Raw genomic sequence first — 24,092 nt, 5'->3', positions numbered from 1 at the left:
TCATTCTGTGGGGTTCTCGTTCGCGCCGCCCTGCAGGCCTTCCTGCAAGGCAGCGGTGTCCAGTGTCAGCATTTCGATTTCGCCGTTGCGATCGACCGTCACCGTGACCGAGGTCGCATCGGCCAGGCTGCGGAATATTTCCATGCCGCGGGCCGGGTCGTCGAGTGCCATGCCGTTGATCTGGGTCACCAGGTCGCCGGGGCGCAGTCCGAGCTGCGCGAACTGCTGGCGCTGCCGGCCGGGGTAGACCCGGTAACCCTGCTGGCGACCGTCCTTGAAGACCGGTTGCGGGCGGATGATCTCGGTCAGGGCGGCCGCGCCCTGTTGCACCACTTCCTGCACGGTCGCAGCCCGGGGCGCGGGCGTGCGCACCGGTGCGGGCGCCGCGCGCGCCGCGGGTCGCGTGGCGACGGCTTCCTCGCTCCTGGGCAGTCGCAACGCTTCCAGGCGCCCCGCACGTCGCAACAGCACGCGATCCGGGTAGACGGCGTGCAGAGAGGCGCCGCCGGGGATGGCGTCGCCCACGAAGTAAACCCGCTCCGCGCCGCCACGCTCCGAGATGATGGCGAGTGCGCGGTCGGCATCACTGGCGGCGACCGTGCCTTTCAGCTCGAGGCTCAACTGGGTATCGGGGGCGTCTTCCTGTTCGACCACGGCTACCGGCGCGTCGGCCGTCGCCTCCCCGAACAGTTGCGCATCGACGATCCGGTCGACGCTGACGCTGCTCCGGCTCGTTTCGGTGGTCGTGCGGACGCCCGCCTGGACAGGCGGCAGGCCATCGGGCTCCGCGGAAGGCACGAGCAGCCACCCGATGCGGGCCAGCTGCCAGCCGATCACCACGACCAGCAACAGGCAGACCCATGGCGGCAGCACTCGCGAGGCGTCGGCCCAGAGCTGGGCAGGCGGCATGCGGGTCCACTGGTTGATGCGGCTCAGGACGGCGGCCACGGTACTCCGTCTGCTGGTGTTGCGAGGCGGCCGGCGCGACAGTTCGGCCGGGCGAACGCTTGATAATACGCGGTGCACGGAGACAGTCTCAAGCAATCCGCGGCGTTGCGCCTGATCTGCGGGACTCCAGGGGCGTGACGGCGAAGTCAAGGGGTTGTCAGGGGGCATCGTCGTCCCTATAAATGAAGCTGTTGCCACGTGGTGTACGAAGACGCCCATCGAGACCGGTAAGAAACGAGCGAATATGTCCGATCCACACGAGAAACAAGACCAGGGCATGGCCCTGGAGGATGCGCGGCCGCAGGTAAAGCGGCCGCCCTTGTTCCGCGTGGTCATGTTGAATGACGACTTCACGCCGATGGAGTTCGTCGTCGAGGTCCTGGAGAGGTTTTTCGGCCTCGATCGGACCCGGGCGACGCGCGTCATGCTCGAGGTCCATACCCGCGGACGGGGCGTCTGCGGGGTTTTCCCTTACGATATCGCGGAGACGCGCGTCGTCCAGGTGACCGAGTACGCCCGCCAGCATCAGCACCCGCTGATGTGCACTATGGAAGAGGCCTGATCAATGTTAAGCAGCGAACTGGAATTCTGTCTCAATGAGGCTTTTCGTCGGGCCCGGGACCAGCGGCACGAATTCATGACCGTGGAGCACCTGTTGCTCGCCCTGCTGGATGTCCCGGCGGCGGTCGACATCCTCAAGGCTTGCGGGGCCAACCTGACGACCCTGCAGCGGGAGCTCACCGAATTCATCGACGAGACGACCCCCCGCCTGGGGGACGACGACGAGCAGGACGTGCAGCCGACCCTGGGCTTCCAGCGGGTACTGCAGCGGGCCGTATTCCACGTGCAGTCGAGCGGCCGCAAGGAAGTGACGGCGTCGAACGTGCTGGTGGCCATTTTCGGCGAGAAACAGTCGCACGCCGTGTATCTGCTGGGGCTGCAGGACGTCTCCCGGCTCGACGTCGTCAACTACATTTCCCATGGCCTCACGCGGGCCGGGGAAGAGGCGGCCGAGAAACCGGAGGCCGGCGAGGGCAATGAGCCCGAGAAAGACGTCGACGGCGACCCGCTCGAGAAGTACGCCACCAACCTGAACGCGCTGGCGGCGGACGGCAAGATCGATCCGTTGATCGGGCGGGAGCTCGAAATCGAGCGCACGGTGGAGATTCTCTGCCGGCGCCGCAAGAACAACCCGCTCTATGTCGGGGAAGCCGGGGTCGGCAAGACGGCGCTGGCCGAGGGGCTGGCGCTGATGATCGTCGAGGGCCGCGTGCCCGACGTGCTGAACGACTGCACGATCTATGCGCTCGACATGGGCACCCTGGTGGCGGGCACCAAGTACCGCGGCGATTTCGAGAAACGCCTCAAGGCGGTGCTCGGCGCGTTGCGCAAGAATCCCGGCGGGATCCTGTTCATCGACGAGATCCATACCGTGATCGGCGCCGGCGCGGCCTCGGGCGGCGTCATGGACGCCTCGAACCTGATCAAGCCGGTGCTCGCCAACGGGCAGCTGCGCTGCATCGGTTCCACGACCTACCAGGAATACCGCGGGATTTTCGAGAAGGACCACGCGCTCGCGCGGCGTTTCCAGAAGATCGACGTGCTGGAACCCAGCGTCCAGGAGACGGTGCAGATCCTCAAGGGCCTGCAGTCGCGCTTCGAGGATCACCACGGCATCAAGTACGCGGAGGAGGCGATCCAGGCCGCGGCCGACCTGTCTGCGCGCCATATCAACGACCGGCAGCTGCCGGACAAGGCCATCGACGTCATTGACGAGGCCGGGGCCAGCCTGCGGCTGCAGTCACCCGATCCGGCCAATGCCGTGGTCGAAGTGGAGCTGATCGAGAACATCGTGGCGAAGATGGCGCGGATTCCGCCGAAGAGCGTGTCGGCTTCGGACAAGGACCTGCTCAAGAACCTCGAACGCAATCTCAAGCTCGTGATCTACGGGCAGGATTCGGCGGTCGAGACGCTCTCGTCGGCGATCAAGATGGCCCGCTCCGGATTGCGTGACGAGAACAAGCCGGTCGGCAGCTTCCTGTTCGCGGGTCCGACCGGGGTCGGCAAGACGGAGGTCACCCGCCAGCTGGCCATGGCGCTGGGGATCGAGCTGGTGCGTTTCGACATGTCGGAGTACATGGAGCGGCACACCGTCTCGCGCCTCATCGGGGCGCCGCCGGGCTACGTCGGCTTCGACCAGGGCGGGCTGCTCACCGAGGCGGTCGCCAAGACCCCGCACTGCGTGCTGCTGCTCGACGAGATCGAGAAAGCCCACCCCGAGGTGTTCAACCTGCTGCTGCAGGTCATGGACCATGGCACGCTGACCGACAACAACGGGCGCAAGGCCGATTTCCGCAACGTGATCATCGTGCTGACCACCAACGCGGGCGCGCAGGAAATGAACCGCAGCAGCATCGGCTTCACGGAACAGGACCATGCGACAGACGGCATGGAAGCGATCCGCAAGCTGTTCTCACCCGAATTCCGCAATCGCCTCGACGGCATCATCGAGTTCAGCACGCTGGATCCGAAGACCATCAGCCGCGTGGTGGACAAGCTGGTGGTCGAACTGGAGGCCCAGCTGCAGGACCGGCTCGTCACGCTCGAGCTCGATGAAGAGGCGCGGGAGTGGATTGCGGCGAAAGGCTATGACCCGAAGATGGGCGCACGCCCCATGGCGCGGATCATCCAGGAGCACATCAAGCGGCCCCTCGCCGAGGAGTTGCTGTTCGGTACGCTGATCTCGGGCGGACACATCCGCGTGCGCCTGGATGCCGAGGCCGATCGGCTGGTGCTCGATACGGAGCCGCTGGAGACGCCGGAGCCGGTGGCCCAGGACTGAAACAGCGGAAGCGCGGCGTCAGCGGCCGCGGTAGACGATGCGACCTTTCGAGAGGTCGTAAGGGGTGAGCTCCACCGTGACCTTGTCGCCGGTGAGAATGCGGATGTAATGCTTGCGCATTTTTCCCGAGATATGGGCCGTCACAATGTGCCCGTTGTCCAGTTCCACCCTGAACGTGGTGTTGGGCAGGGTCTCTACGACCTTGCCTTCCATCTGAATTGCATCTTCCTTCGCCATCGTGGGGCGGATACTCCGGTGCCTTAGACCGCGCGCATTGTGCAGAAAGCCCCGGGTCTTTTCAATGACGGCCGACATTCGGGCGTGGCGGCGCTAGCTTTCCGAGGACGGCTCCGCCGATACCGCCCGTCGCTCCGGCGACCAGCTTGCGCCTTGTGCAGGGCCTTCATCGACGTTCGCGGCCAGCAGCGCGAGGAACTCGTCGCGGGGTATTTCGCGCGCGCCCATCGTGGCGAGATGCCTGGACGGCAGCTGGCAATCCATGACCCGGAAGCCGCGGCTGCGCAACTCCCCGACCAAAAAGACCATCGCGGCCTTGGACGCGTTCGCCTTGCGGCTGAACATCGACTCGGCGAAGAACGCCCGGCCCACCGCGACCCCGTAGAGCCCGCCGACCAGCTGCTCCTCGGCCCAGATCTCGACCGAATGCGCATGCCCGAGCCGATGCAGCTCGCGATAGGCGGCAATCATCTCGGGCGTGATCCAGGTCCCGACATCCGGTTCCATGGTGCGGGCGCAGCCGGCGACGACCTCGTCGAATGCGCGATCGAACGAGGCCTCGAACGGCTCCCGGGCCAGGAAGCGCTTCAAGCGCCGTGAAATGTGGAGCTCGCCGGGGAGAATCACCGCACGCGGGTCGGGACACCACCAGAGGATCGGCTGCCCGGTCTCGTACCAGGGAAAAATCCCCAGGCGGTAGGCGGCGAGGAGGCGGGCGGGTGCAAGGTCGCCGCCGGCCGCAAGCAGGCCGTTGGGCCATGACAGTGCCGACGCCGGATCCGGAAAGCGGATTTCACTTCCGGGAGGTCCGAGCCAGCGCATTCCCTGGGTCATTGGACGGCAGGATCGCGGCGGAAGGGGAGGTGCTGCCTGGCGGCTTCGATATAGGCCCTGCTGTGCGCTCGCTCGCGGGTCAGCCAGGCGTCGATGGCACGGGAAAAACCGGGATGGGCGAGCCAGTGGCCGGACCAGGTCGGTACGGGACGGAAGCCGCGACGCAGCTTGTGCTCACCCTGGGCGCCCGGCTCGAAGCGATGGCAGCCCTCGGCGAGCGCGAGTTCGATGCCCTGGTAGAAGCAGGTTTCGAAATGCAGGCTGTGGTAATCGTCGTCGCAGCCCCAGTAGCGGCCGTACAGGACGCCGCCGCCGACGAAGAAGATCGCGGCAGCCACCGGCTCGGTCCCGCGGCGCGCCACCACGACCCGGACGGACTCGGGCATGTCGGCGAAGATCCCGGCCCAGAACGCCGGCGGAAAATACGGCTCCATCCCTCGGCGCAGGAAGCTGGAGGCATAGAAACGGTAGAGCTCGTGGAACAGCGCATCGCCGATTTCGTCGCCCGACAACCATTCGAAGCGGATGCCCTGTTCGGCGACGCGGCGCCGCTCACGACGGAATTTCTTACGTTTCTCGGCCGTCAGGGCGCCGAGGAATCCCTCGAAATCCCCGTAGCCCTCGTCGAACCAGTGGAACTGGCAATCCTGGCGCAGGCTGAGGCCGGCCGCGTGCAGGAGCGGCAGCTGGTCCTGCTCCGGCAACAGCATGTGGAGCGAGGACGCTTCAGCATGCTCGGCCAGTTCCCGCGCGGCGCCGAGCAGCGTCGCCCCGGCAGTCGCCAGGTCCATGCCGGGAACGGCGAGGACCCGTGCACCCGGCACCGGGGTGAACGGCACGGCGGCGACCAGCTTGGGGTAATAGGGCACGCCCGCCTGGCGGTAGGCGTCGGCCCAGGCGAAGTCGAAGACGAATTCGCCCCAGGAGTGCGCTTTCAGGTAAAGCGGCAGGGCCGCGAGTACTTGCCCGGCGTCCTCGATGACCAGGTGTCTCGGCAGCCAGCCGCTGGCCTCGCAGGCGGCGCCGCTGCGTTCCAGTCCTTCCAGGTAAGCCCATTCCAGGAAGGGGTTGCCGCCGCGCGCGAGCCCGTCCCACGAGGACCGCGGGATCTCCGCCAGCGAAGACAGTACTCGCACGGTCATGCTCAGCGACCTCAGACAGCGGCGGCGGCGCGCGTCTCCGTGACCTCGGCGGCCGATTCCAGCCACCGTTCGGCATCCAGCGCGGCCATGCAGCCCGAACCGGCCGAGGTGATGGCCTGGCGGTAGACCGGGTCGGACACGTCGCCGGCGGCGAACACGCCCGGCACGCTGGTCGCGGTGGCGTTGCCGTGGCTGCCGCCCGTGACCTTGATGTAACCCTGTTCCATGTCCAGCTGTCCGGCGAACATCCCGGTGTTGGGCGTGTGGCCGATGGCGACGAACATGCCGGTGACCTCGAGGTCGCGGGTTTCTCCGGCCTGCGCAGTGCTGCGCAACCGGACGCCCGTGAGGCCGCTGTCGTCACCGAGCACTTCGTCCACCACATGGTTCCAGACGATCGTCACGTTGCCGTTGGGCGCGGCTTTCGCAAAAAGTTTTTGCTGCATGATTTTTTCCGCCCGCAGCGCGTCCCGCCGGTGAACCAGGGTCACGTGCGAGGCGATGTTGGACAGGTAGAGCGCTTCCTCGACAGCCGTGTTGCCGCCGCCGATCACCGCGACGGGCTGGCCGCGGTAAAAAAAGCCGTCGCAGGTCGCGCAGGCGGATACGCCGCGTCCCTTGTACTGCTCCTCCGAAGGCAGGCCGAGATAAAGCGCGGTGGCGCCCGTGGCGATGATCAGCGCATCGCAGGTGTAGCTGCCGCTGCCGCCTTCCAGAAGAAAGGGGCGGCGCCCCAGATCGACGGCGTGGACATGGTCGAGAATGATCTCGGTGTCGAAGCGCTCGGCATGACGGCGCATCCGCTCCATCAGCTCCGGGCCCTGCACGCCGACGTCGTCTCCGGGCCAGTTGTCGACGTCGGTGGTGGTCATCAACTGGCCGCCCTGCTCGACGCCGGTGACGAGGACCGGCTTGAGATTGGCACGTGCAGCGTAGACCGCGGCACTGTAGCCCGCGGGACCGGAACCAAGGATCAGCACGCGGCAGTGCTTGGGGTCGCTCATGTATAATTCCGCCGATTAGTGTTTCCCCTATGTTATGAGAAGCGGCTGGCTCCGGCAAAGCGCGACGGAGCGGTCGGGTCGGCACTTTCCCCCAGGAGTCATCATGCGTATCGGCGTCCCCCGCGAGATCAAGGCCCTCGAGGGCCGGGTAGGCCTCATCCCGTCCGCCTGCGCCGAACTGGTGCGGGCCGGCCACGAAGTTTTCATCGAGACTTCCGCCGGCGCGAAGAGCGGCTATCCGGACGAGGCCTTCGTCGCGGTGGGCGCCGAGATCGTCGCGGACGCGGCGGCGGTTTACGGCCGGGGAGAAATGATCGTCAAGGTCAAGGAGCCGGTCGAGGGCGACCTCGCGCACCTCCGCGCGGAGCACCTGTTGTTCTGCTACCTGCACCTCGCGGCCCTGCCGGAGCTGACCCGCCGGCTGTGCGAAATCGGCTGCACCGCCGTGGCGTTCGAGACCGTCGAGGACGAGCGCGGCCGGCTGCCGCTGCTGGCGCCGATGAGCGATATCGCCGGACGCCTGTCGATGCAGGTGGCGACCCAGTTGCTGCACCAGCCCCAGGGCGGCAAGGGCATCCTGCTCGGCGGCGTCCCGGCGGCGAAACGCGGCAAGGCCGTGATCCTCGGCGGGGGCGTGGCGGGGAGTAACGCCGCGATCATCGCCGCCGGGCTCGGCGCGGAAGTCATCGTGTTCGACATGGACCGCGACAAGCTCGTCGCCGCCCGCGCGATCGGTCCCAACGTCACGGGCTTGTATCCGCACTCCGCCGACGTGGCCCAGGCGGTGGCCGACGCCGACGTCGTGATCGGCTCGGTGCTGGTCACCGGCGAGCGCGCGCCGCACGTCGTCACTGAAGAGATGGTCCGGGCCATGCAGCCCGGCAGCGTGGTCGCCGATATCTCGGTGGACCAGGGCGGCTGCATCGAAACCACGCGGCCGACGACCTGGACCGATCCCACATACGTCACGCACGGCGTGGTGCATTTCACGGTCACCAACATGCCGGGCGCCGTGCCGCGGACCTCGTCGCAGGCCTTGTCGGCGGCGATCGCGCCCTATGCGATGCGCCTCGCGGCGGGTGACTGGGAGGAGGTCCCGTCGCTGAAAAAGGGCGTCAATGTTGCCGGCGGGCAGGTTGTACATCCTGCGTTATTGAAGTAGCTTTGGCATTTAAAACATTGACTTGGGATTCTAACTTCGCGTGGATTCTTTAATTGGCTAAGGCGAGCGAGAGCAAGCCGCGCATCACCGGGCTGCCCGTCGGCCGGGCGGTCCGGGAGGGCGTGCTGTGGATCGGCTGGGCGCTGGCGCTCATCCTGCTGTGGGCGCTCGCCAGTTATGACCCCGGCGATGCGGGCTTCGCCTCCACCGGCGCGGGCGGCGACGTGAACAATGCCGCGGGCCCGGTCGGGGCGTGGATCTCCAGTTTTCTCTACGTGCTGTTCGGCCATGCGGCCTACCTTTTCCCGGTGCTGCTGGCGGCGACCGGCTGGCTGGCGTTGCGTACCCGGACCGAGAACGCGGCGCCGCCGGGGCGCGTCTTCGGGCTGCGGATCGCGGGCTTTTTCGTCATGCTGGCGACGAGCTGCGGCCTCGCGAGCCTGCATTTCGCCGGCCAGGGGCTGCCGGAGACCGCCGGCGGCATCGTGGGCCAGCTTACGGGCTTCGGCCTGCAGTCCGTGCTGAGCTTCCTCGGGGCGACCCTGCTGCTGCTGGCGCTCTGGCTGGCCGGCGTGTCGTTGTTCCTCGGCGTCTCCTGGCTCGCGGTGATGGACCGCGTCGGGCGGCTCACGCTCGCGGCCGTCGGTACGGTCCAGCGCGCCGTGGAGACCGTGCGCGACGGCATCGCCGGCCGCAAGGCGGCGCAGGCGCGGCAGGAATCGGTGGAGCGGCGCAAGCAGAGCGTGGTGCGCAAGGCGCCGCCCCGCATCGAGCCGGTGATCCCGCCGGTCGAGCGCAGCGAACGTGTCGAGAAGGAGCGCCAGGCGCCCCTGTTCGGTACGCCCACGCCCGGCGAGATTCCCCCGCTGGGGCTGCTCGACGATGCCGCCCCCAAGGTCGGCGGCTATTCCGATGATGCGCTCGAGGCCATGTCGCGCCTCGTCGAACTGAAGCTGCGCGACTTCGGCGTCGAGGTCGAGGTCGTGGCCGTGCATCCCGGTCCCGTCGTGACCCGCTTCGAGCTGTCGCCCGCGCCGGGCGTCAAGGTCAGCCAGATCAGCAACCTCGCCAAGGACCTGGCGAGGGCGTTGTCCGCCATCGCCGTGCGGGTGGTGGAGGTGATTCCCGGCAAGCCGACCGTCGGGCTCGAGATTCCGAACGAGTCGCGCGAGCTGGTGACGCTGGGGGAGATCCTCGCCTCGCGCGCCTACGACGAGATGAAGTCGCCGCTGGCGCTCGCGCTCGGCAAGGATATCGGCGGCCTGCCGATCGTCGCGGACCTGGCGCGCATGCCCCACCTGCTGATCGCCGGCACGACCGGCTCGGGCAAGTCCGTCGCGATCAACGCGATGGTGCTGTCGCTGCTGTACAAGGCGCCGCCGGACCAGGTGCGCGTGATCATGGTCGATCCCAAGATGCTCGAGCTGTCGGTGTACGAGGGCATCCCCCACCTGCTGGCGCCGGTCGTGACCGACATGAAGGAGGCCGCCAATGCCCTGCGCTGGTGCGTGGCGGAGATGGAGCGGCGCTACCGGCTGATGGCCGCGCTCGGCGTGCGCAACATCGGCGGCTTCAACCGCAAGCTGAAAGAGGCCGAACAGCGCGGCGAGCGGCTTCGCGATCCCTTCTTCAAGCCCGAGGAGCACATCGAAGGCGCGGAGGCGCCGTTCCTCGAGCCGCTGCCTTACATCGTGGTCGTGGTCGACGAGCTGGCCGACATGATGATGGTGGTGGGGAAGAAGGTCGAGGAACTGATCGCCCGCCTCGCGCAGAAGGCCCGGGCCTCGGGGATCCATCTGATCCTCGCCACCCAGCGGCCGTCGGTCGACGTGATCACCGGGCTGATCAAGGCCAATATCCCGTCACGCATCGCCTTCCAGGTCTCGGCGAAAGTGGATTCGCGGACCATCCTCGACCAGATGGGTGCGGAGAGCCTGCTCGGGCACGGCGACATGTTGTTCCTCCCCCCGGGCACGGGCGTGCCGCAGCGCGTGCACGGCGCGTTCGTCTCGGACGCCGAGGTGCACCGGGTGGTCAAGCATCTCAAGGCGGCCGGCGCGCCCGTCTACCTCGACGAGGTCCTGGAGGGGCCGTCACAGCCGATCCCGGGCCTGTCGGCACAGGCCGGCGGCGGCGGCGGAGAGGACGGCGAAGAGGACGCCTTGTACGACGAGGCGGTGCGTATCGTCACCGAGACCCGCAAGGCCTCGATCTCCGGCGTGCAGCGTCGCCTCAAGATCGGTTACAACCGCGCGGCCCGCCTCGTCGAGACCATGGAGGAGGCCGGCCTGGTCGGTCCCCTGCAGTCGAACGGCAGCCGCGAAGTGCTGGCGCCGCCGCCACCGCGCGACTGAGCGGGAATTTTCCCTTCCGCTCGGCTGTCCAACCCGGAGTGTCCTTTATGCAACGCACATTGATCGCGATCGCCCTGCTGGCCTGGGCCGCGCTAACGGGTCCCGGCCCGAGCGCCCACGCGCAGCAGGCGGACGATCCGGCCGAGGGGACGGCGCCCGCCCAGTTGCGTGCTTTTCTCGCGAACACCGTCACGTTCGAAGCGGGCTTCAGCCAGGTGCTGCTCGAGGCGGACAGCGGGCGGAGCCAGGTTAGCGAAGGGCGCTTCTACCTGCACCGGCCGGAGCGATTCCGTTGGGACTACACCCGCCCGGCGCCGCAACTGGTGGTCGCGGACGGCGAGCACCTGTGGCTGTTCGATCCGGATCTCGAACAGGTGACGGTGCGGCGGCTCGACGACGGGCTGTCGGCGACGCCCGCGATGCTCCTGTCGGGCACGGGCGAGCTGGAGGACTCCTTCCGGATCGGTGCGGCCTACCAGGAGGACGGGTTCGACTGGGTGGAGCTCGCCCCGCGCTCCGAGGGCGCGGATTTCGGCGGCGTGCGCGTCGGCTTCGCCGACGGGACGCTGGCGACGATGGAACTGCTCGATGCGCTGGGCCAGACCACGGTGATCCGCTTCAGCGACGTGGTGGTGAACGGCCCGCTCGATCCGGCGCTGTTCGTGTTCACGCCGCCGCCCGGAGCCGATGTCATCCGCGACGATGGATTCTGAGACGTTGCCGCGTTATCGCCCCCTCTGGCTGGCGCTCGGCTGGCTGATGTTACTCACCGTGGCCGTCGGGAGTCTCGTCCCGTCCGTGCCCGCGGCCGCAGCGCAGGTCTCCGACAAGCTCATGCACTTTCTCGCTTACGCGGCGCTGGCCTTTGTTTTTGTTGGTGCTTCGGGGCGCAGGAAATGGCCGCGTTTCGTCCTTGGCCTGCTGCTCCTCGGGGCCGCCATCGAGCTCGCGCAGGGCCTGCTGGTCGCCTCGAGGGCGAGCGAATGGCTGGACATGGCCGCCAACGCGGGCGGCGTGGCCGCGGGCACCCTGGCGGCGCTGGCGATCCCGGGCAACTGGTGCCGCCACGTGGAACGGCGGCTCGGGTTCGACGGGCAGGGCGCGTGACCGACGGGACGGATCCCCGCCCGCTCGCCGATCGGATGCGGCCCCGCACGCTGGAGGCCTTCGCCGGGCAGGGGCACCTGGTCGATGCCGGAGCGCCGCTGGCCCGGGCGGTGTCCGGCGCCGGCCTGCACTCCATGGTCCTCTGGGGTCCCCCGGGCAGCGGCAAGACGACGCTCGCACGCCTCATCGCCGGCAAGTACGACGCGGAGTTCATCGCGCTGTCCGCGGTGCTCGCCGGCGTGAAAGATGTCAGGGCCGCGGTCGAGCGCGCCCAAGCCGTCCGCGCCGAGGGCCGCGGAACCGTCCTGTTTCTCGACGAGGTGCATCGCTTCAACAAGGCGCAGCAGGATGCGTTCCTGCCGTGGGTGGAGGACGGCACGCTGACCTTCATCGGCGCCACGACCGAGAATCCGAGTTTCGAGCTGAACAGCGCCCTGTTGTCCCGGGCGCGCGTCTACGTGCTGAAGGCGCTGTCCCGCGACGCGCTGCTGGAGATCATGCAACAGGCGCTGGCCGATCCCGAGCGGGGCCTCGGCGGCCGTGCGCCGGCATTGCCGCGCGAGCAACTGGAGGCGCTGGCGGACGCCGCCGACGGGGACGCGCGGCGCGCCCTGAACCTGCTCGAGCTGGCCGCCGACCTGGCGGAGGCCGGGCCGGACGGGGTACGGCACCTCGACGAGGCGACTTTCGCCGGGCTGGTCAGCGGCGGGCATCGGCGCTTCGACAAGCGCGGCGAGGCGTTCTACGACCAGATCTCGGCGCTGCACAAGGCGGTGCGCGGCACCGATCCCGATGCCGCGCTGTACTGGCTCGCGCGCATGCTGGACGGCGGCTGCGATCCTGCCTACCTGGCGCGGCGCATCCTGCGGATGGCCAGCGAGGATATCGGCAATGCGGATCCACGCGGCCTGGCGCTGGCGCTCGATGCCTGGAACGCCTACGACCGGCTCGGCAGCCCCGAGGGCGAGCTGGCGCTGGCGCAGGCCGTGGCGTACCTGGCGTGCGCGCCCAAGAGCAACGCGGTGTACCGGGCCTTCGGTGCGGCGCAGGCGGATGCGGTGAAGCTGGGCTCCCTGCCCGTGCCGCTGCACCTGCGCAACGCGCCGACGCGGCTCATGAAGGGGCTCGGTTACGGCCGCGAATATCGTTACGCTCATGACGAGACGGACGGTTACGCGGCGGGCGAGGACTACTTCCCCGAAGAAATGACGCCGCGTCGGTATTATGATCCGCCGCCAAGGGGGCTCGAGCTCCGGATCGGCGAGAAGCTGGCCGAACTCAGGGCGCGGCCCGCCACGACCCGGCGCCGGCCCGGCGACGCCGACAACGACAAGGACTGACATGCTCGACCCGAAATTGCTGAGGAACGACCTCGAGGGCACGGCCGCCGCCCTGCTGCGGCGTGGCTACCGCCTGGACACCACGGTTTTCGCCGCGCTGGAAGCGGAACGCAAGGCCCTGCAGGTGCGCACCGACGAGTTGCGCAACGAGCGCAACATGCGTTCGAAGGCGATCGGCCGGGCCAAGGGCGCGGGCGAGGATGTGGCGCCGTTGCTGGCGGAGGTCGCGGACCTCGGGGAGCGGCTCAAGGCGGCCGAGGAAGGCCTCGCCGTCATCCAGGAAAAGCTCGACGCTGCGCTCCTCGACATGCCGAACCTGCTGGATCCGAGCGTGCCCGACGGCGCCGACGAGTCGGCCAACGTCGAGGTGCGCCGCTGGGGCACGCCGCGCGAGTTCGAGTTCACGCCGCGCGATCACGTGGACCTGGGACTGCTCGATTTCGAAGCCGCGGCGAAGATCTCCGGCGCGCGCTTCGTCGTGATGCGCGGCGCGCTGGCGCGCCTGCACCGCGCCCTGATCCAGTTCATGCTGGATCTGCACACGCGCGAGCACGGCTACACCGAGATCTACGCCCCCTACATCGTCAACGCGCAGAGCCTGCTCGGCACCGGGCAGTTGCCCAAGTTTCGCGCCGACCTGTTCGCTCTCGAGGGGGAGCAGGAGTTCTACCTGATTCCGACCGCCGAAGTGCCGGTGACCAACCTGGTGCGCGACGAGATCCTGCCTGCCGACGCGCTGCCGCTGCGCATGACCGGGCACACGCCGTGCTTCCGCTCGGAGGCGGGCAGCTATGGCAAGGACACGCGGGGCATGATCCGCCAGCACCAGTTCGAGAAAGTGGAGCTGGTGCAGGCGACCCGCCCGGCGGACTCGATGGCGGCGCTCGAGGAACTGACCGGCCACGCCGAGCAGGTCCTGCAGCGCCTCGGGCTGCCTTACCGGGTGGTCCTGCTGTGCAGCGGCGACACAGGACAGGCGGCGGTGAAGACTTACGACCTCGAGGTCTGGCTGCCCGGACAGCAGAACTACCGGGAGATCTCCTCGTGCTCCAACTGCGGCGACTACCAGGCGCGGCGCATGTTGGCGCGGTGGCGGAATCCGGAGACCGGCAAGCCGGAGTTGCTGCACACCCTGAACGGTTCGGGCGTGGCCGCGGGGCGGGCGCTGGTGGCGATCCTTGAGAACTACCAGCAGGCGGACGGCTCGGTCACGGTGCCCGAGGCGTTGCGCCCGTGGATGGGCGGCGCCGAGGTCATCGGCCCCGCCTGAGCGCATTTTTGGCCGGGTTCAAGTGCCGAAAACCACCGGTTGTCCCCGGATATGTGCCACTCGTCGGAAATCCCGTGAACTCGCTTGCGGGCTTCCCTAGGATCACGCTCATGAAACGAGTCCGCGGATTTACCCTGATCGAACTGATGATCACGCTGTTGCTGGCGGCGATCATATTGTCGCTGGGCGTACCCGGCTTTCGCGATATCGTGCTCAACAATCGCGCCGCGACCCAGTCGAACGAACTCGTCACCGCGCTGAACCTGGCGCGCAGCGAGGCGGTCAAGCGTGGCGCGCGAGTTTCGATGTGCCCATCGACCGACCAGGCGAGCTGCACCGGCGGCACGCAATGGGAAGATGGCTGGATCGTGTTCCTCGACTCGGGCGGGGCGGGCGCACCCGTGGTGGACGGAGCGCCGATCCGGGCCTGGCGCGGGCTGGCGGGCAACGCGACCCTGACCGGCCCCGCGAACGTAAGGTTCCAGCCCCTGGGTGACGTGATGGCGGCAGGGGGTTTCCAACACCGGATGCCGAACTGCGGCGAAGACCAGGGACGCGATGTGGCCGTCAACATGGCGGGTCGCGCCCTCGTGACGAGAGTGGATTGCCTATGAACGACGGACGCGGATCTTTCTCTGCGATGGCCTGCCGCGGCGCCAGGCGGCAGGGCGGCTTCACCATGATCGAGGTGCTGGTCGCCGTGCTCGTGCTGTCAATCGGCCTGATCGGGCTCGCCAGCCTGCAGGGTGTTTCGCTGCAGTTCAACAACAGCGCGTACCTGCGTTCCCAGGCGACCAACCTGGCTTATGACATGGCGGACCGGGTGCGCGCCAACCGGGAAGCCGCCTTGGTGGCCGGCGCCTACAACATCACTGCAGGCGCGGCGATCCCGGCGGCCGGCACGCTGCCGGAGACCGACCTGAATGAATGGCGTACGGCGCTGCAGGACAGCCTGCCGTCGGGCACGGGAGAAGTCCTCGTCGCCGGACGCAACCTGACCGTCGTGGTGTGCTGGGACGATACGCGCGGCGAGGGCGTCGCGGGCGCCCCGGCCGAATGCACCGCGGACGGGCTAAACCTCATGGGCTTCCGCTTCGAGACGCAGCTGTGATGATGGCGATGAACCCCTTTGGTACGACGCGCCGCCAGGGCGGCCTGACGCTGGTGGAGATCCTGGTCGCACTGGTGGTCAGCCTGATCCTCATCGCCGGGGTGATCCAGATCTTCGTCGGCACGCAGCAGACCTATCGTTTCCAGGATGCGCTGGCGCGCGTGCAGGAAAACGGCCGCTATGCCATCGAGGTGATCAGCCGCGACGCGCGGATCGCGGGCTACGCGGGTTGCACCAGCCTGATCAGCGTGACGCCGCGCGTGATCGCACCGGTGGCCGTCGCCTATTCCGTAGACAATTACATCAATGACGTGCCGGCGGCCGGCCCGGCCCTCGGCGCGGTCGCAGGCACCGATGTTCTGACGTTGCGGATGCTCTCGCCAAATGCGACACGGGTCGCCGTGGACATGGGCAGCGCCGCCGACGTGGTCAGCCTGGATGCGAATCCCGACGGCCTTGCGCTGAACGACATCGTGGGCATCGCCGATTGCAATAACGTCGACCTGTTCCGCGTCAATGGCGTCGGTGCGGGGCCTGCGTTGACGCCGCATGCACCGCTCACCAAGGCCTATCTCGAGGGAACGGTCGTCAGCCGTTTCCGCGAGGTGTCCTATTACATCCGTGCTGGCGCCAGTGGCGACCCGGCGCTCTGGCGCCGCGAATTCGGGGCCGCCGTGCTGGACCAGGAACTGGTCGACGGCGTCGAGGACCTGTGGATCCGCTATGGCGTGGATCTCGACAACAACGGCGCGCCGGACGCCTACGTCGATGCTGCGGCGGTGGCCGACTGGAACCTGGTGCGCAGCCTGCGGATCAGCCTGCTGCTGGTCAGCAACGAGGACAACGTGACGGGCGGTCCGCAGCCGGTCAACTTCCGTGGTGTGGCCGTGGCGGTGGGCGACAACCGCTATCGGCAGGTGCTGACGACCACCGTCGGGCTCCGCAACCGGCTTCCCTGAGGATCAAGATCGATGACATGCAACAGCCAAGTTTTCGCGACCCGGCGCAGCCAGCGCGGCTCCGCGTTGGCGATCGCACTCATTTTCCTGCTGCTGATGACGCTGCTCGGCGTCTCGGCCATGCAGGGCAGCAACATGCAGGAACGCATGGCGGGCAACCTGCGTGACCGGAACATGGCGTTCCAGTCGGCGGAGGCGGCGCTGCGCGCCGGCGAAACATGGCTGTTGACGCTCGGCAACCAGGTCATCGCCGATGGCAATACGCTGTTGCCGGATCCGCTTGCGTGGGATGGCACCGTCGCTACCGGGGGGCTGCCGACCGGGACCGTCGCGGGACTGGACGGCCAGCTAGCGTCGGAACCCGAGTTCTATGTGGGGCCGCCGAGCCTGCGACGCGTGGGGATCCAGCTGCCACCGGATTTCCGCCGCATCTATCCCGTGACCGCGCGGGGCGCGGGCGGCAGTGACGGCGCGATCGTCGTGCTGCAATCCACCTTCGAGCCGCCGCAATGATGCGTCCCGGCCGAGTCGAGCCTGGTCCCGGCGCGCTGCCGATGCCGAGGAGTATCGTGATGAGTCTGTCGAACCCGATCCGTTCAATGAAACGACGCGCGCAGCATTTCGGCGCGGCCTTCATGTTCTCGTTGCTCACTTTCAGCTCGGCCCACGCGGTACCCGTAGCCGACTCGCCGTTGTTCGTGCTGCCGCCGGTGCCGCCGGCGCTGTTGCTGGCGGTCGATGACTCGGGTTCGATGGACGGCGAGATCCTGATGCGCGCCAACGACGGTGCGGCCTGGTGGCATACCGGCGACGAGTCCTTCACGGGTCGTAACCAGAGCGACGCAGTGGAAGCCGGGGTCATTAATTTCAATATCGGCGGTGGCGCCAACCGGACCTGGAAAAAGTTCACCTACCTGTTCCCCAACGGCACTGGAATCACCGACGGGCGGCGTCAGTACGCCGACAATAACAATGACCATTACGCCGTGCCGCCGATTGGCCAGTTCGCCTATGTCCGTTCCCCCGAATACAACTTCTCCTATTTCGATCCGGCCACGACGTATGATCCGTGGCCCGATCTCGGCAGCTACACCTTCGCGAACCAGGATCCGACCAACGCGCAGACCGACCCGGTCCGTGGCACCGCAAGGTTCAACCTGACGGTCGATCGCCGTGAGCGAGCCAACAATCATGTATTCCGCGGTTTCGACGGCATGGTGATCCCGGCCGGCACGGTGATGTGGAATGGAGTCGACTGGGTGCCCACGCCTGCGGACGAGACGATTGCGGCTGGGGACGATGACAGCGGCGGCATCGGCCTGCCGATCAGCTATTTCCCCGCCACTTTTTTCCTGCCCGAGTCAACGCCGTTGCCCGCGGGTTACGGCTACGATCCGGCCCGCATGCCGGGCGGCGCCGATGTCGTCATCGATGGTCAGGGACCGGACGGCACGCCGCTGGTGCGTTATGAAATCCGGCCCCACCACTTCGTGACGCCGGAGGCCTACGATGCGGCCATCCAGAACTTTGCCAACTGGTTCACCTACTACCGCAAGCGCCACCTGGCCTCGCGCGGCGCCATCGGCGTGGCTTTCCAGGACTTGAATGCTTTTCGCGTCGGCTCATACCGGATCAACAACCGGATTAACGTGCCGATGCGTGACCTGTCGGTCGGAAGCGAGCGGGACGCGTTTTTCAACGAGGTCTATTTCGACTATCTCGGCACCGGCGGCACCCCGAACAAGCAGGCGGTGAACCACATGCGCGGCCAGTTCGCGCGCACCGGTACCAGCGCCCCCATCCTCGAGTCCTGCCAGCTGAATTTCGGCGTACTCTTCACCGACGGTTATTCGAATCCGTGGAACCCGGGCGTCGGCAATCGCGACGGCATCATGGGCTCGCCATTCGCGGACGGGGTGTCGAACACCATGGCCGACATCGCGGCGGCCCTGTACCTCGACAACCCGCGGCCCGACCTGCCGACGGGAGAGGTGCCCCTGGCGGCGGCCTGCAGCGGCGACGATCCGCATCCCTCGCTGGACTGCAACCCGGACCTGCATGTCAACCTGTATGCCGTGACGCTCGGTGCGCCGGGCACGGTGTTCAGGATCGACGAGGCGGCCACGGAAGATCCCTACGCGAATCCGCCGACCTGGCCCACCAGTTTCCCGCAGCGCAATCCCACCAACGTGGACGACCTGTGGCACGCCACGTTGAACGGTCGCGGCGTGATGCTGGACGTCAACGTCCCGGCCCAGCTCGGGGTGCGCTTTGCGGAGATTCTTGCGGCGATCGGCGCGCGTCTCGACACGAGCGCGACCTCTGCGGCCACCAGCTCCGCAGTGCTGCAGACGGACACGTTGCTGTACACGGCCGGTTTCCGCAGCGGCGACTGGTCGGGACGGCTCGACGCGCGCAACGTCAAGGACGACGGCACGCTCGGCGGGTTCGCCTGGGACGCTGAGGAACGGCTGGTGCTCAAGGGACACGCCGCACGCAATATCGTCACCGTGAAGGATTCGACGGGCGAAGGGGTGCCCTTCCTCTTCTCTAATCTCAGCGCGACTCAGCAGGACGCCTTGAGCCACGACACGGGCAACGTCAACGACGGGCTCGGCAGTGCCCGCGTGGACTGGCTGCGCGGCAAGGAATCCACGACGTTCCGCGATCGCTCAAACTCCGGCTCGCCGAGGTTGCTGGGTGATATCGTCAATTCGAACCCGAAATTCGAGGCCGGTGTGCTTTACGTCGGCGCCAACGACGGGATGCTGCACGCGTTCGATGCGGAAACAGGAGACGAGTTGTTCGCCTACGTGCCCAGCGAGCTCCTCGCGCCGGAACCCGGCAACGATTTCTCGCCGCTCGTACGTCTGACGGACCCCAATTACACCCACCGCTACTACGTCGATGGCACGGTGACGGTCGCCGACCTGTCGATCTACGGCATCGACCAGACCGTGCTCGTCGGCGGGATGGGGGCCGGGGGGCGGACGGTGTTTGCGCTCGACGTGACGGAGCCGGGAAGCTTCGACGCGGGCGACATCATGTGGGAGTTCACGCACCCCGAGCTCGGCGAGAACGTCGGTCCGCCGGCGATCGTCAGGATGAAAGACGGCACCCTCGCCGCGGTGTTCGGTAACGGCTACAACGGGGCCAGCGATCGCGCGATGTTGTTCATCGTCAACCTGGAGACTGGCAGCCTGATCCAGGTGATCGACACGCCGCATGCCGGGCCCAATGGCCTCGCGGCCCCCGCGGTCACGGACTGGCCGGCGAGCAATCTCGTCGCCAACCGGATCTACGCGGGTGATCTCGAGGGCAACCTCTGGCGTTTCGACGTCTCCGGCGAGCCGTCCACCTGGGCCACGAGTGTCACGTCGATCTTCACGGCGACAGACGCCGGCGGGATCCGCCAGCCGATCACGACGAGCCCGGTGGTGGCCCTCAATCCGGCCAACAGCGCCGAGGTCGTCGTGTCTTTCGGTACGGGGAGCTATTTCCGGACGACGGACCAGGGCATGACCCAGGTGCAGAGCCTGTACGGCGTGCTCGATACCGTCAGCGGCGTCTCGGGCGTCACCCGCACGCAGCTCCTGGAGCAGACCATCGATTCCCAGTCCGTCGAGACCTTCGGCGGCGAGGTGGTGAATGTCCGGGTGGTCTCCGAAAACCCGATCGATCCGCTGGTCCACAAGGGCTGGCGGCTGGATCTCGACCAGGAGGCCGGCGAGCGCGTCATCACCGATGCCACGTTCCCGACCGGCCCGCTGCAGCGGCGGGTGCGTTTCAGCACGCTGATCCCCGACGAGAACCCCTGTGGTTCCGGCCGGCGCGGCTTCCTGATCGACGTGGACCTGATCACCGGCGGGCGCACCGACTTCAGCGTCTTCGATCTGAATCGTGACGGGCTCTACGACGGCGACGACATGACGACCGACGGACCCGTGTCAGGTGTCGAGTGGGGCCAGGGCGAGCGCCCGACCGTGCTGACACCTGCGGACAGTTCGGGCGATCCGCCGGAGTTCCTCTACACGGGTGAGGGCGAATTCATCAAGGGTCTCGGCGAGGAAGGCCTCGGCGGACGCCAGTCATGGCAGCAGCTGCGATGATACAGCGGCAGTGGAGGAGCGACGTGTCCAAGTCATTCGAATCGTCTGCGGCTGAGTCGCGGGCCGGTGGCGGCGTCGCCGTGCCCCACCCGCGATCCAGGCCGGAACTCGGCTTCACGCTCATCGAGGTGATGATCGTGGTGGTGATCATCGGCATCCTCGCAACGATCGCCTATCCCGCCTACACCGAGCAGGTCCGCCAGGCGCGGCGTGCCGACGCCACCAGCGGCCTGTTGAACGTGGCGCAGCAGCTGGAACGCTGCTTCACGCAGTTCAATGCCTATAACAATGCGGCATGTAACGTTCCGGCGACCTCGCCGGAAGGCCATTACGACATCGCCGCCAACTTCCCCGCGGCCAACCAGTTCACCCTGGTCGCGACCCCTGCGGCCGGCAGCCCGCAGGCATCGGACGCGCGCTGCACGTCGTTCACGCTCACGCAGGCCGGGGTGCAGACCGCGGAAGGTACGCTTGGGAACGACTGCTGGCGGCGTTGAGGTACGAGGCGACGCTCTGCAGGCGCCGGGCGGCGACTGGGTCGGGTGTCAGCCGCCTGCCGCGGAGGCATCGCGCGTTCGCGCCGCCATCGCCAGCAGCCCTGCTACGGTCAACGAGTCGGTGATCCGGCCGTCGAGCGCGGCGGCGACGGCGTCCTCCAGCGGCGTGGTGATGACCCACAACTCCTCGCTGGCTTCGGGCGCCATGGCGCCTTCGTGCAGGTCACGCGCGAGGAACACCGCCCCCGCTTCGTCTGTCACGGAGTTCGACAGGTGCACCAGCGGCAATAGCGGTTCCCAGTAATCCGCGGACAGTCCCGTTTCTTCCTTGAGTTCCTTCTTCGCGCCATCCAGCAGCGTCATTTCCGGCGGCACGCCGCCCATCGGCAGTTCCCAGGAGAACTCGCCGGTCGCATAGCGGTGTTGTCCCACCAGCCAGACCCGGCCGTCAGGTTCGAGCGGCAGGATGCCCACCGCGCGGTTGCGAAACGACACGATGCCGTAGTCGAAATGCCGGTCGGCGCGACGATTCCAGGCCTGGTCCTCGAAGATGCAGAAGAACGGGTTCGCGAAACGTTCGAGACGCGTGTCGCGGCGCCACGGCGTCTCGGCCAGCGGAGACCCGTCGGGCCGCGCAGCGGGCGCGTGCTTGAGTTCCTTGCGTTTAAAGCCGTGCATGGCAGACCCATCTCCAGGACAAAAAAAGGCGGCGGACACGCAGTGCGTCCGCCGCCCGTCATTATGCCGTAAACGGGAGCGCTTACTCGTCGCCGCCGAATACCCCGAGCAGGTGCAGCAGGCTCGTGAACAGGTTGTAGATGCTCACGTACAACGTGACCGTGGCCATGATGTAGTTCGTCTCGCCGCCGCGCACGATCTCGCTGGTCTGGTAGAGGATCAGTCCGCCCATGGCCAGCACGAACATCCCGGACACGGCCAGGGAGAGCGTCGGCATGTTGAACAGCAGCGCGACGATGCCGAGGATGAAGGCGCCGAGAATGCCCACGAGGAGGAAGCCTCCCATGAAGCTGAAGTCCCGCTTGCTCTTGATGGCGTAGGCGGACAGCCCGACGAACACCGCGCCCGTGGTGCCCAGGGCGGTCATCACCACCTCGTTGCCATTGGGCAGCATGGTCAGGTACAGGCTGATGATCGGCCCGAGGGTGAGGCCCATGAACCCCGTGAGGGCGAACACGAACAACAGGCCCATGGCGCTGTTGCGGGTTTTCATGGTCGCGAACAACAGGCCGAAGTAGCCCGCCAGGACGATGAAGGGATTGAGCGGCGGCATGCCGGTGACCATCGCGACCCCGGCTGCGGCAGCGCTGAACCACAGCGTGGCGGCCAGCAGCAGGTAGGTGTTCTTCAGAACCTTGCTGGTGTCCTCGACACCCGCATGGACGGTGCCGGCGACGCCGGGATAGGCTGAACGGACTGGTTGCATGGACGATCGACCTCCAAAGCTGGGGATTCAAAGAAACTCCAGCGTATCATGACCGACGGTTTGGAACTAAGTTCCATTTGACAGTAATTCGGGAGAACGCGATGCGCCTGACTTTGATGCCTCTGTTGTTGTTGGGCGCCGGCCTCCAGTTGGCGCCGGCCGCGAGCCATGCCGGGCCGGCAGACGAGTACTGGGCAAACCTGTCCAGCCTGTGCGGCAAGGCGTTCGCCGGTGAACTGGTCCTGGAACCGGAGGGCGAGGACAGCTTCGCGGACCAGGCGCTGGTCATGCATGTGCGCGAGTGTTCGGACACGCAGATCCGCATCCCCTTCGTGGTCGGCGGAGACCTTTCCCGGACGTGGGTGCTGACGCGGGTCGGCGACCGGATCCGGCTCGAACACGATCACCGGCACGAGGACGGCTCGCCGGACGAGGTCACGATGTACGGCGGCAGCTCGACCAACGCGGGGCGGGCGAACGAGCAATATTTCCCGGCGCATGAACCGACCCGCCGGATGATCGAGCCGGCGTTCTCGAACGTGTGGGTGATGCGGGTGTTTCCGGGTGACAAGTTCACCTACGGGCTGTGGCGGCTGGGGACGCCTCGCGTGTTCCAGGTAGATTTCGATCTCAGCCGGGAAGTGGAGGCGCCGCCTGCGCCCTGGGGGTGGGAGGACTGAGAACCCCGGGCGAGGGCCTGATCCACCCGGGATGGCGGAGGTGGCCATGGCGAGCATCACGATTCGCAATCTTGATGATGAGACGAAAGAACGACTCCGAGTCCGGGCCGCTCATCGGCGGCGATCGATGGAGGAGGAGGCGCGGAATATCCTGCGAGAAGCGCTGGATGCAGAGCCGACATTGCCACGCAATTTGGCTGCAGCGGTACACGATCGTTTTGCGGCGCTGGGCGGCGTTGACCTGGAATTTCCGGTGCGTGAACTGGTGCGAGAACCACCGCAGCCGAACCCGTGATTGTCCCGCATACCACCGTCCCGTCGGAGTTGATGAGGGCAGCGCCGGAGGCCAGGGTCACGAATTGGGTGGCGACATAGTCGGCCGCTAATCTGTTTATCACGACCGTGACGCAGGCGGAGATTTTGCACGGCGTGCTGCTGCTTCCCCGAAGTCGTAGAGATGCTATCGAAGCCGCGGCCGAGGCCATGTTCGAAGAGGACTTCGCCGGGAGAATTCTCCCGTTCAGCAGTCTCGCGGCGCCTACTTATGCTGAAATCGCGGTAGCGCGCCGCCAGTCGGGTCGACCCATTTCTCAATTCGACGCACAAATCGCTGCGATTGCAAGGTCGATGGGGGCCGGTGTAGCGACCCGGAACGTGGCCGATTTCGCGGGATGCGGTATCAAGGTGATCGACCCGTGGCAATCATGACAAGTCGGGGCTCGTGAGCCCCCGTGTTGCCTGCTGTTGCTTGATCCGGCCAGGTTTTCTTGTTCGGGGGTTCAAATCCCCCCCCCGGCACGGCCCTGCTTGATAGTGATGGCGGAGAGCGGGGGGATGAGTCGGCCCTGCGGGCCGCCGCCTGCGGCTTCGAACCTGAGATTATCTCTTCGGGGGTTCAAATCCCCCCCCGGTACGGCCCTGCTTGATAGTGATGGCGGAGAGGGGGGGATTCGAACCCCCGAACGGGTCGCCCCGTTGCCGGTTTTCAAGACCGGTGCATTCAACCGCTCTGCCACCTCTCCGCGCCGGTCCGGGGCATTGTCGGCAGGGGC

The 24,092-nt window shown here is 67.1% G+C and carries 24 protein-coding genes and 1 tRNA gene; 17 read left to right on the top strand and 8 right to left on the bottom strand.

Going from position 1 to position 24,092, the window contains the following annotated elements; all coding sequences use genetic code 11:
- On the bottom strand, positions 1-948 hold the full coding sequence (gene gspC, locus G6032_RS10025; protein ID WP_165281982.1) for a type II secretion system protein GspC: 948 nt from the start codon (positions 946-948) through the stop codon (positions 1-3).
- Between the two features lie 244 nt (positions 949-1,192).
- Between gspC and clpS the strand changes: the two genes are divergently transcribed.
- Positions 1,193-1,510 carry an ATP-dependent Clp protease adapter ClpS gene (clpS, locus tag G6032_RS10020; RefSeq protein ID WP_165281981.1) on the top strand — a complete coding sequence of 106 codons (318 nt, stop codon included), beginning with the start codon at positions 1,193-1,195 and terminating at the stop codon, positions 1,508-1,510.
- A gap of 3 nt (positions 1,511-1,513) precedes the next feature.
- Positions 1,514-3,790 carry an ATP-dependent Clp protease ATP-binding subunit ClpA gene (gene clpA, locus G6032_RS10015; protein WP_165281980.1) on the top strand — a complete coding sequence of 759 codons (2,277 nt, stop codon included), beginning with the start codon at positions 1,514-1,516 and terminating at the stop codon, positions 3,788-3,790.
- 18 nt (positions 3,791-3,808) lie between these two features.
- On the opposite strand, the gene infA is transcribed toward clpA, so the two are convergent.
- The 4 genes from infA to trxB form a co-directional block, all read right to left on the bottom strand.
- Positions 3,809-4,027: a translation initiation factor IF-1 gene (gene infA / locus G6032_RS10010; protein WP_165281979.1), complete on the bottom strand. Its 219-nt coding sequence runs from the start codon at positions 4,025-4,027 to the stop codon at positions 3,809-3,811.
- 93 nt (positions 4,028-4,120) lie between these two features.
- On the bottom strand, positions 4,121-4,861 hold the full coding sequence (gene aat / locus G6032_RS10005) for a leucyl/phenylalanyl-tRNA--protein transferase (RefSeq protein ID WP_165281978.1): 741 nt from the start codon (positions 4,859-4,861) through the stop codon (positions 4,121-4,123).
- Positions 4,858-6,003, bottom strand: a complete 1,146-nt coding sequence (locus G6032_RS10000; protein ID WP_165281977.1) for a GNAT family N-acetyltransferase — start codon at positions 6,001-6,003, stop codon at positions 4,858-4,860. Before G6032_RS10000 ends, aat begins: the two co-directional genes overlap by 4 nt.
- 11 nt (positions 6,004-6,014) lie before the next feature.
- On the bottom strand, positions 6,015-7,007 hold the full coding sequence (trxB, locus tag G6032_RS09995) for a thioredoxin-disulfide reductase (RefSeq protein WP_165281976.1): 993 nt from the start codon (positions 7,005-7,007) through the stop codon (positions 6,015-6,017).
- A gap of 103 nt (positions 7,008-7,110) precedes the next feature.
- On the opposite strand from trxB, the gene ald reads away from it, so the two are divergent.
- The 12 genes from ald (at position 7,111) to G6032_RS09940 (ending at position 20,916) form a co-directional block, all read left to right on the top strand.
- Positions 7,111-8,169: an alanine dehydrogenase gene (ald, locus tag G6032_RS09990; protein ID WP_165281975.1), complete on the top strand. Its 1,059-nt coding sequence runs from the start codon at positions 7,111-7,113 to the stop codon at positions 8,167-8,169.
- A 53-nt stretch (positions 8,170-8,222) separates the two neighbouring features.
- Positions 8,223-10,523 (top strand): DNA translocase FtsK, encoded by a 2,301-nt coding sequence (locus G6032_RS09985; RefSeq protein WP_165281974.1) that lies wholly within the window; start codon positions 8,223-8,225, stop codon positions 10,521-10,523.
- Between the two features lie 47 nt (positions 10,524-10,570).
- On the top strand, positions 10,571-11,236 hold the full coding sequence (lolA, locus tag G6032_RS09980) for an outer membrane lipoprotein chaperone LolA (protein WP_165281973.1): 666 nt from the start codon (positions 10,571-10,573) through the stop codon (positions 11,234-11,236).
- 4 nt (positions 11,237-11,240) lie between these two features.
- The gene (locus tag G6032_RS15705) at positions 11,241-11,630 is read left to right on the top strand and encodes a VanZ family protein (RefSeq protein ID WP_240902105.1); all 390 of its coding nucleotides are present in this window, start codon (positions 11,241-11,243) and stop codon (positions 11,628-11,630) included.
- A gap of 35 nt (positions 11,631-11,665) precedes the next feature.
- Positions 11,666-12,970 (top strand): replication-associated recombination protein A, encoded by a 1,305-nt coding sequence (locus tag G6032_RS09975; RefSeq protein ID WP_240902199.1) that lies wholly within the window; start codon positions 11,666-11,668, stop codon positions 12,968-12,970.
- Between the two features lies 1 nt (position 12,971).
- Positions 12,972-14,240, top strand: coding sequence for a serine--tRNA ligase (gene serS / locus G6032_RS09970; RefSeq protein ID WP_165281971.1), 1,269 nt, complete (start codon positions 12,972-12,974; stop codon positions 14,238-14,240).
- Positions 14,241-14,350: 110 nt separating this feature from the next.
- A complete protein-coding gene (locus tag G6032_RS09965) occupies positions 14,351-14,854 on the top strand; it encodes a GspH/FimT family pseudopilin (protein WP_165281970.1) in 504 nt (167 codons plus the stop codon).
- Complete coding sequence (gene pilV, locus G6032_RS09960; protein WP_240902104.1) at positions 14,851-15,351, top strand: type IV pilus modification protein PilV; 501 nt, start codon at positions 14,851-14,853, stop codon at positions 15,349-15,351. The genes G6032_RS09965 and pilV overlap by 4 nt, the downstream gene beginning before the upstream one ends.
- Positions 15,351-16,310: a PilW family protein gene (locus G6032_RS09955; protein WP_165282182.1), complete on the top strand. Its 960-nt coding sequence runs from the start codon at positions 15,351-15,353 to the stop codon at positions 16,308-16,310. The genes pilV and G6032_RS09955 overlap by 1 nt, the downstream gene beginning before the upstream one ends.
- Before the next feature lie 12 nt (positions 16,311-16,322).
- Complete coding sequence (locus tag G6032_RS09950; protein ID WP_165281969.1) at positions 16,323-16,823, top strand: PilX N-terminal domain-containing pilus assembly protein; 501 nt, start codon at positions 16,323-16,325, stop codon at positions 16,821-16,823.
- Between the two features lie 59 nt (positions 16,824-16,882).
- Positions 16,883-20,419, top strand: coding sequence for a PilC/PilY family type IV pilus protein (locus G6032_RS09945; protein WP_165281968.1), 3,537 nt, complete (start codon positions 16,883-16,885; stop codon positions 20,417-20,419).
- 23 nt (positions 20,420-20,442) lie between these two features.
- Positions 20,443-20,916: a type IV pilin protein gene (locus G6032_RS09940; protein ID WP_346763793.1), complete on the top strand. Its 474-nt coding sequence runs from the start codon at positions 20,443-20,445 to the stop codon at positions 20,914-20,916.
- A gap of 48 nt (positions 20,917-20,964) precedes the next feature.
- On the opposite strand, the gene G6032_RS09935 is transcribed toward G6032_RS09940, so the two are convergent.
- On the bottom strand, positions 20,965-21,594 hold the full coding sequence (locus tag G6032_RS09935) for an NUDIX hydrolase (protein WP_206211907.1): 630 nt from the start codon (positions 21,592-21,594) through the stop codon (positions 20,965-20,967).
- 82 nt (positions 21,595-21,676) lie between these two features.
- Positions 21,677-22,360, bottom strand: coding sequence for a Bax inhibitor-1/YccA family protein (locus tag G6032_RS09930; RefSeq protein ID WP_165281966.1), 684 nt, complete (start codon positions 22,358-22,360; stop codon positions 21,677-21,679).
- Positions 22,361-22,461: 101 nt separating this feature from the next.
- Here G6032_RS09930 and G6032_RS09925 point away from each other — a divergent pair, with 101 nt between their 5' ends.
- The 3 genes from G6032_RS09925 to G6032_RS09915 all read left to right on the top strand — a co-directional run bounded on the left by G6032_RS09925 (position 22,462) and on the right by G6032_RS09915 (position 23,748).
- On the top strand, positions 22,462-23,040 hold the full coding sequence (locus G6032_RS09925; protein WP_165281965.1) for a hypothetical protein: 579 nt from the start codon (positions 22,462-22,464) through the stop codon (positions 23,038-23,040).
- Positions 23,041-23,086: 46 nt separating this feature from the next.
- Positions 23,087-23,335, top strand: a complete 249-nt coding sequence (locus G6032_RS09920; RefSeq protein WP_165281964.1) for a plasmid stabilization protein — start codon at positions 23,087-23,089, stop codon at positions 23,333-23,335.
- Positions 23,336-23,427: 92 nt separating this feature from the next.
- A complete protein-coding gene (locus tag G6032_RS09915) occupies positions 23,428-23,748 on the top strand; it encodes a PIN domain-containing protein (RefSeq protein WP_206211937.1) in 321 nt (106 codons plus the stop codon).
- 224 nt (positions 23,749-23,972) lie between these two features.
- On the opposite strand, the gene G6032_RS09910 is transcribed toward G6032_RS09915, so the two are convergent.
- A tRNA-Ser gene (locus G6032_RS09910) sits at positions 23,973-24,062 on the bottom strand.
- Positions 24,063-24,092: the final 30 nt, after the last annotated feature.

It is taken from the genome of Wenzhouxiangella sp. XN24 (assembly GCF_011064545.1).
Taxonomy (GTDB): Bacteria; Pseudomonadota; Gammaproteobacteria; order Steroidobacterales; family XN24; genus XN24.
Note: the sequence above shows the minus strand (reverse complement) of the source record. Positions and strands in the feature narration are given on the sequence as shown.

Bases quoted from the DNA above. Each gene is read 5' to 3' on its own strand.
- clpS (WP_165281981.1), top strand. From the start codon at position 1,193: ATGTCCGATCCACACGAGAAACAAGACCAGGGCATGGCCCTGGAGGAT.
- clpA (WP_165281980.1), top strand. From the start codon at position 1,514: ATGTTAAGCAGCGAACTGGAATTCTGTCTCAATGAGGCTTTTCGTCGG.
- infA (WP_165281979.1), bottom strand. From the start codon at position 4,027: ATGGCGAAGGAAGATGCAATTCAGATGGAAGGCAAGGTCGTAGAGACC.
- aat (WP_165281978.1), bottom strand. From the start codon at position 4,861: ATGACCCAGGGAATGCGCTGGCTCGGACCTCCCGGAAGTGAAATCCGC.
- G6032_RS10000 (WP_165281977.1), bottom strand. From the start codon at position 6,003: ATGACCGTGCGAGTACTGTCTTCGCTGGCGGAGATCCCGCGGTCCTCG.
- trxB (WP_165281976.1), bottom strand. From the start codon at position 7,007: ATGAGCGACCCCAAGCACTGCCGCGTGCTGATCCTTGGTTCCGGTCCC.
- ald (WP_165281975.1), top strand. From the start codon at position 7,111: ATGCGTATCGGCGTCCCCCGCGAGATCAAGGCCCTCGAGGGCCGGGTA.
- lolA (WP_165281973.1), top strand. From the start codon at position 10,571: ATGCAACGCACATTGATCGCGATCGCCCTGCTGGCCTGGGCCGCGCTA.
- G6032_RS09975 (WP_240902199.1), top strand. From the start codon at position 11,666: ATGCGGCCCCGCACGCTGGAGGCCTTCGCCGGGCAGGGGCACCTGGTC.
- serS (WP_165281971.1), top strand. From the start codon at position 12,972: ATGCTCGACCCGAAATTGCTGAGGAACGACCTCGAGGGCACGGCCGCC.
- G6032_RS09965 (WP_165281970.1), top strand. From the start codon at position 14,351: ATGAAACGAGTCCGCGGATTTACCCTGATCGAACTGATGATCACGCTG.
- pilV (WP_240902104.1), top strand. From the start codon at position 14,851: ATGAACGACGGACGCGGATCTTTCTCTGCGATGGCCTGCCGCGGCGCC.
- G6032_RS09955 (WP_165282182.1), top strand. From the start codon at position 15,351: ATGATGGCGATGAACCCCTTTGGTACGACGCGCCGCCAGGGCGGCCTG.
- G6032_RS09950 (WP_165281969.1), top strand. From the start codon at position 16,323: ATGACATGCAACAGCCAAGTTTTCGCGACCCGGCGCAGCCAGCGCGGC.
- G6032_RS09945 (WP_165281968.1), top strand. From the start codon at position 16,883: ATGAGTCTGTCGAACCCGATCCGTTCAATGAAACGACGCGCGCAGCAT.
- G6032_RS09935 (WP_206211907.1), bottom strand. From the start codon at position 21,594: ATGCACGGCTTTAAACGCAAGGAACTCAAGCACGCGCCCGCTGCGCGG.
- G6032_RS09930 (WP_165281966.1), bottom strand. From the start codon at position 22,360: ATGCAACCAGTCCGTTCAGCCTATCCCGGCGTCGCCGGCACCGTCCAT.
- G6032_RS09925 (WP_165281965.1), top strand. From the start codon at position 22,462: ATGCGCCTGACTTTGATGCCTCTGTTGTTGTTGGGCGCCGGCCTCCAG.
- G6032_RS09920 (WP_165281964.1), top strand. From the start codon at position 23,087: ATGGCGAGCATCACGATTCGCAATCTTGATGATGAGACGAAAGAACGA.